Origin of the sequence: Streptomyces sp. NPDC057307 (genome assembly GCF_042667665.1) — a bacterium.
In the GTDB taxonomy this organism is placed as follows: Bacteria; Actinomycetota; Actinomycetes; order Streptomycetales; family Streptomycetaceae; genus Streptomyces.
The window spans coordinates 1-5,065 of the sequence record NZ_JBHUZM010000252.1; the positions used below are offsets into that span (position 1 = coordinate 1).

The 5,065-nt window shown below is 69.2% G+C and carries 5 protein-coding genes; 2 read left to right on the forward strand and 3 right to left on the reverse strand.

The window, feature by feature from the left end; translation table 11 throughout:
* Positions 1-44 precede the first annotated feature (44 nt).
* Positions 45-605: a DUF4245 domain-containing protein gene (locus ACFUN8_RS36930; protein WP_383647702.1), complete on the reverse strand. Its 561-nt coding sequence runs from the start codon at positions 603-605 to the stop codon at positions 45-47.
* 90 nt (positions 606-695) lie between these two features.
* Between ACFUN8_RS36930 and glpX the strand changes: the two genes are divergently transcribed.
* A complete protein-coding gene (glpX, locus tag ACFUN8_RS36935; protein WP_383647704.1) occupies positions 696-1,727 on the forward strand; it encodes a class II fructose-bisphosphatase in 1,032 nt (343 codons plus the stop codon).
* A 150-nt stretch (positions 1,728-1,877) separates the two neighbouring features.
* On the opposite strand, the gene ACFUN8_RS36940 is transcribed toward glpX, so the two are convergent.
* Positions 1,878-2,252 (reverse strand): WhiB family transcriptional regulator, encoded by a 375-nt coding sequence (locus ACFUN8_RS36940; protein WP_031229762.1) that lies wholly within the window; start codon positions 2,250-2,252, stop codon positions 1,878-1,880.
* A gap of 257 nt (positions 2,253-2,509) precedes the next feature.
* A complete protein-coding gene (locus ACFUN8_RS36945) occupies positions 2,510-3,178 on the reverse strand; it encodes a DUF1707 domain-containing protein (protein ID WP_383647707.1) in 669 nt (222 codons plus the stop codon).
* Between the two features lie 182 nt (positions 3,179-3,360).
* Here ACFUN8_RS36945 and ACFUN8_RS36950 point away from each other — a divergent pair, with 182 nt between their 5' ends.
* Positions 3,361-5,043, forward strand: a complete 1,683-nt coding sequence (locus ACFUN8_RS36950) for a fumarate hydratase (RefSeq protein ID WP_383647709.1) — start codon at positions 3,361-3,363, stop codon at positions 5,041-5,043.
* Positions 5,044-5,065 lie beyond the last annotated feature (22 nt).

Consider the following 5,065-nt stretch of genomic DNA (forward strand, 5'->3'; position numbering starts at 1 on the left):
CCCGGCAGGGGCGGCGGCCTCGTCGTATCCGCGATCCGCACCGGTCAGGACTCGCCGGACTCCAGCGCCTCCGCCATCTCGACGAGCCGCTCGTACGGCGCCGTACCCGTCACTACCGTCGTCGCGCCGTCGGCGGTGCGCACCAGGGCGTCGTACTTCGGCCCCTCCCAGCGCTGCCACGCCTCGCCGCCCACGCGCGCGCTCTTCCCGGTGTCCTTGGCGTCGTGCGTGACCTTGGCGATGTACTTCGCCGCCGGGTCCGTCGACTGCTCCACGGCCACGTACTCGCGGTCGGGATCGAGGAAACCGAGATGCCAGGAGTTACCGTCCTGCCGCGCGTACGACACCGACGTCGGCTTCCATGTCTCCGGAAGGCCCTCGGGCGCCACCACCGGATACGGCGCGGCGCGCTGCGCCGTCGTCAACTCGACCCGGTAGTCCACCGCCTTGAGCGGATCCGCGTCCTCGTCGTGCGGGTTGGCGATGTAGACCACCCCCGCAACGGCGACGATGACTCCCATCGACAGGAACATGTCCCGCACCGTCTGCTGTCTGCTTCGCGTACCTGCCACCCCTCCATGGTCGCATCCGGGGTTCACGCTCATACGTGGGCCCCTCTGCTCATTTTGTCGACGTACCGATAGAGTCGCAGCACCCTCATTCCCGGCCGTCGCCGTACAGAAAGGTGCGTTCCGATGACCGAGCATCAACTCCCGTCACCGCTGGAGGTCTCTCCGGAGGCCCCCGACCGCAACCTCGCCCTTGAGCTGGTACGAGTCACCGAGGCCGCCGCGATGGCGGCCGGCCGCTGGGTCGGCCGCGGCGACAAGATCGGCGCGGACGGCGCGGCCGTGAACGCCATGCGCACGCTGGTCTCGACCGTCTCGATGAACGGCATCGTCGTCATCGGCGAGGGCGAGAAGGACGAAGCCCCGATGCTGTTCAACGGCGAGCGGGTCGGCGACGGCACCGGCGCCGAGGTCGACATCGCCGTGGACCCGATCGACGGGACCACGCTCAACGCCAAGGGCATGCCCAACGCCATCGCCGTGCTCGCGGCGGCCGACCGCGGGACCATGTTCGACCCGTCGGCGGTCTTCTACATGGACAAGCTGGTGACCGGGCCCGAGGCCGCCGACTTCGTCGACATCAACGCCCCTGTCTCGGTCAACATCCGCCGTGTCGCCAAGGCCAAGCGCTCGTCCCCCGAGGACGTCACGGTGGTCATCCTCGACCGCCCCCGCCACGACGACATCGTCAAGGAGATCCGTGAGACGGGCGCGCGGATCAAGTTCATCTCGGACGGCGACGTGGCCGGCTCGATCATGGCCGTACGCGAGGGCACGGGCGTCGACCTGCTGATGGGCATCGGCGGCACCCCCGAGGGCATCATCTCGGCGTGCGCGATCAAGTGCCTCGGCGGCGTCATCCAGGGCAAGCTCTGGCCGAAGGACGCGGCCGAGCGGCAGCGCGCGCTCGACGCCGGGCATGACCTGGACCGGGTGCTGTCGACTAACGACCTGGTCAGCGGCGACAACGTGTTCTTCGTCGCGACGGGCATCACGGACGGCGAGTTGCTGCGCGGGGTGCGGTACCGCTCGGAGACCGCGACCACCCAGTCCATGGTGACGCGCTCCAAGTCCGGCACGATCCGGCAGATCGACTCGACGCACCGGCTGTCGAAGCTGCGCGCGTACAGCACGATCGACTTCGACCGCGCGAAGTAGCCACGCCCGCGCGAAGTGGCGACGACCGTCCGGATCAGCAACGTCCGCGCGGACCGGCGACACCGTGCGGACCGGCGACGCGTGAAACCGGGGCGCTCCTCATGTGCGGCAGGGGCGCCCCGGTCACAGCCGGTCGAGTGGGACAGACGGTCAGCCGGCCGCGGCGATCCGGCCCGTGGCCGACGCCGCGTTCCGCAGCTCCACCTCACGTCGTCTGCGGCGGGCCAGGACCACACGGCGCTCGGCGGCGGTCAGGCCGCCCCAGACCCCGTACGGCTCGGGCTGAAGCAGCGCGTGCTCCCGGCAGTCGACAAGCACCGGACAGCGGGCGCAGACCCGCTTGGCGGCCTCCTCGCGGGCCAGCCTCGCGGCCGTCGGCTCCTTGGACGGGGCGAAGAACAACCCGGCTTCGTCGCGGCGGCACACCGCCTCCGAATGCCAGGGTCCGGCCTGATCCTCCCGAGCGGGACTCCGCTGGGTTGGTACGGCGGCGACCTGCAGGGGCTGATGCGGCAATGGCAGCACGGTCCACTCCTGACGACGGCTTCGCGAGCGAGAGACGATGCAGCAGTCCCTACCCGCTGTGCGCACGCCTAAGCACTGAGTGGCACTGAGATGCGACCTGCGGAACGCCGTGCGGAAGCCGTACGGGAGGACGGACACCGGGCCGCGCACGGGCCCCGGGCCACCCCGACCTCATCTCGAAATCATGCCCAACTCGCTCCGCCCGCGCCCCAACCGGAACCCGAACCGGAACTGATCGGCCACGCGGGGAGCGGGATTCAGTGGCCCAGGTGCTTGCGCAGCCGCCTGTTGAGGTCCGCGATGAACTTGCCGCGCTTCGGCTTGGCCTCGATGCTGCCGAAGACCGAGTAGCCGTTGACGATCACGACCGGGGCATCCGCCTGCGTGCCCTCCAACGTGGTGACTTCGAAGTTGCCGAAGATGCCGGTGCCGCCGCCGCGCAGTGAGATGTTCTCCGGGACCCGTACCTCGATGGAGCCGAAGATGGCGGTCGCGTTGATCACGGTCGTCCGCTGGCCGAAGATCGCCTCGGTCAGATCGATCTCGATGTTGCCGAAGAGGGCGAAGGCGTTCGTACGGCGGTCCACGCGCCAACGGCCCTTGCGGGTCGAGCTGCTGAAGATCGCGATCATCGTCTCGGCGGGCTCGGTCTCGTCGTCCGGGCCGTACGCGTACGGCGACCCGGCCGGGTGCCCGCCGGGGGTCGTCGCGGGCAAGTCCTTGACCAGCGGCTCCAGTTCACCCATGGTCTTGGCGCGGTAGACGGCGTCGATCCGCTCGGAGTGCTCCTCGGCATCCAGGCGACCGAGCGCCAGGGCTTCCCTGAGGATGTCGGCGATCCGGTCCCGGTCGGCGTCGGAGGCCCGGATACCTGCGGCGGGCTCCGCCGGCGCGACCGGCTTCTGGGAGTGCTTTTCGAGGTCCACCGCACCAGAGTAGCGAAACGCGATAGATCGCGACTAGGGGGACTCGGCGGGCTTCGCGAAGTACGACGCCGAAATCTCCGCCTCCTACTGAGTCTCACCTCACCCGAACCACCCCCGCGCCACGTCTTACGCTGAGAGGCGCGCTGCCCGACGAAGGTCAGCCGCCGTCTGTCGAGTGAGGAATGGCCGAAATGCCAGAGTTTGCGTACTCCGATCTGCTCCCTCTGGGAGAGGACACCACGCCGTACCGCCTGGTGACCGCCGACGGCGTCTCCACCTTCGAGGCCGACGGCCGTACGTTCCTCAAGGTCGCCCCCGAGGCGCTGCGCACGCTGGCCGCCGAGGCGATGCACGACATCTCGCACTATCTGCGCCCGGCCCACCTCGCCCAGCTGCGCAGGATCATCGACGACCCGGACGCCTCGTCCAACGACAAGTTCGTGGCACTCGACCTCCTCAAGAACGCCAACATCGCCGCCGCCGGCGTGCTCCCCATGTGCCAGGACACCGGCACGGCGATCGTGATGGGCAAGCGCGGACAGCACGTCCTTACGGAGGGCGGCGACGAGGCGGCCCTGTCGCACGGCATCTACGACGCGTACACCAAGCTCAACCTGCGCTACTCGCAGATGGCCCCGCTGACCATGTGGGAGGAGAAGAACACCGGCTCGAACCTGCCGGCGCAGATCGAGCTGTACGCGACCGACGGCGGCGCGTACAAGTTCCTCTTCATGGCCAAGGGCGGCGGCTCGGCCAACAAGTCGTTCCTCTACCAGGAGACGAAGGCCGTCCTGAACGAGACCTCCATGATGAAGTTCCTGGAGGAGAAGATCCGTTCACTCGGTACGGCCGCCTGTCCCCCGTACCACCTGGCGATCGTCGTCGGCGGCACGTCCGCCGAGTTCGCGCTCAAGACCGCGAAGTACGCGTCCGCGCACTACCTCGACGAGCTGCCCGCCGAGGGCTCCCCCACCGGCCACGGCTTCCGTGACAAGGAGCTGGAGGAGAAGGTCTTCGAGCTGACGCAGAAGATCGGCATCGGCGCGCAGTTCGGCGGCAAGTACTTCTGCCACGACGTGCGTGTCGTACGGCTCCCCCGGCACGGCGCCTCGCTGCCCGTCGCGATCGCCGTGTCCTGCTCGGCGGACCGCCAGGCGGTCGCGAAGATCACCGCCGAGGGTGTCTTCCTGGAGCAGTTGGAGACCGACCCGGCGCGCTTCCTGCCCGACACCACGGACGAGCATCTGGACCGGAGCGGCGAGAGCGACGCCGTACGGATCGACCTCGGCCGCCCCATGGACGACATCCTGGCCGAGCTGACCAGGCACCCCGTCAAGACCCGGCTCTCGCTGACCGGCACGCTCGTCGTGGCGCGCGACATCGCGCACGCCAAGATCAAGGAGCGGCTGGACGCGGGCGAGGAGATGCCGCAGTACCTGAAGGACCACCCGGTGTACTACGCCGGACCCGCCAAGACGCCCGAGGGCTACGCCTCCGGGTCGTTCGGCCCGACGACGGCGGGGCGGATGGACAGCTACGTGGAGCAGTTCCAGGCGGCGGGCGGCTCGAAGGTCATGCTCGCCAAGGGCAACCGCTCGAAGCAGGTGACCGACGCCTGCGGCTCGCACGGCGGCTTCTACCTCGGCTCGATCGGCGGCCCGGCGGCGCGCCTCGCGCAGGACTGCATCAGGAAGGTCGAGGTCCTGGAGTACGAGGAGCTGGGCATGGAGGCGGTCTGGAAGATCGAGGTCGAGGACTTCCCCGCGTTCATCGTCGTGGACGACAAGGGCAACGACTTCTTCACCGAGCCCGCGCCGGCGCCGACGTTCACCAGCATTCCGGTGCGGGGTCCCGGCCTCGCGTAGGCGGCGGAAGGCCGGCGGAGGC